Below are 895 nucleotides of genomic sequence, written 5' to 3'. Positions count from 1 at the left end.
CCCACCGCGGCCGCGCAGCCGCTCGTCGAGACCCGGCTCACCGGCGGGAGCGGGCCGCGGGCCCTGCCGCCCGCACCGCTGCCGGCCGGCGGGGTGCGGGTGCTGGACCTGACCAGGGTCATCGCCGGCCCCGTCGCCACGCGTACGCTCGCCCTGCTGGGCGCCGACGTACTGCGCGTCGACCCTCCCGGGATCCCGGAGGACGCCGACTCCCACGCCGACACCGGCATGGGCAAGCGCTCGGCACTGCTGGACCTGTCCGTCCCCGCGGACCGGCGCGCCTTCGACGACCTCCTCGGCTCGGCCGACGTCGTGGTCACCGGCTACCGGCCCGGCAGTCTCGACCGGTACGGCCTGGCCCCCGAGGCGCTGCTCGCGCGGCGTCCCGGACTGATCCTCGCCCAGCTCTGCGCCTGGGGCTGGTCGGGAAGCTGGGCCGGGCGGCGCGGTTTCGACAGCCTCGTCCAGGCGGCGAGCGGCATCGCCGTGATCGAGTCCGCGGCCGGCGGCCGGCCCGGCGCGCTGCCCGCGCAGGCTCTGGACCACGCGACCGGTTACCTGCTCGCGGCCGCGGTGCTGCGGGCGCTGAGCGACCGGCATCTCACCGGCGGCGGGCGGCTGTCGCGGCTCTCCCTGGCGGGCACCGCCTCCTGGCTCCTGCACGGCATCCGCCCCGTGCCCGCCGCCGAGGCGGGCCTGCGACCCGCGGCCCTGGCTGGCCGAGACCGCCTCGCCGTACGGAGCGCTCCGCCACGCCCTGCCTCCGGTGGCCTACGACGGCGCGCCCAGGACGTGGGAGCGCCCACCGGCCCGGTGGGGAAGCGACCTTCCCGTCTGGGCCGGGCGCCTGCCCGGGACCGGTTGACCGGTCGGGATCCGCCCACCGCGGCGGGCG

The 895-nt window shown here is 78.9% G+C and carries 1 protein-coding gene; it reads left to right on the top strand.

The features are described from left to right. Nucleotides 1–895, top strand: an 895-nt coding sequence (locus ACWJ6R_RS37185; protein ID WP_449066680.1) for a CoA transferase, incomplete at both ends; no start/stop codon positions are given.

The sequence above is a fragment of the Planomonospora algeriensis genome, from assembly GCF_977012225.1.
This window is presented reverse-complemented; position numbering and strand designations above follow the sequence as displayed.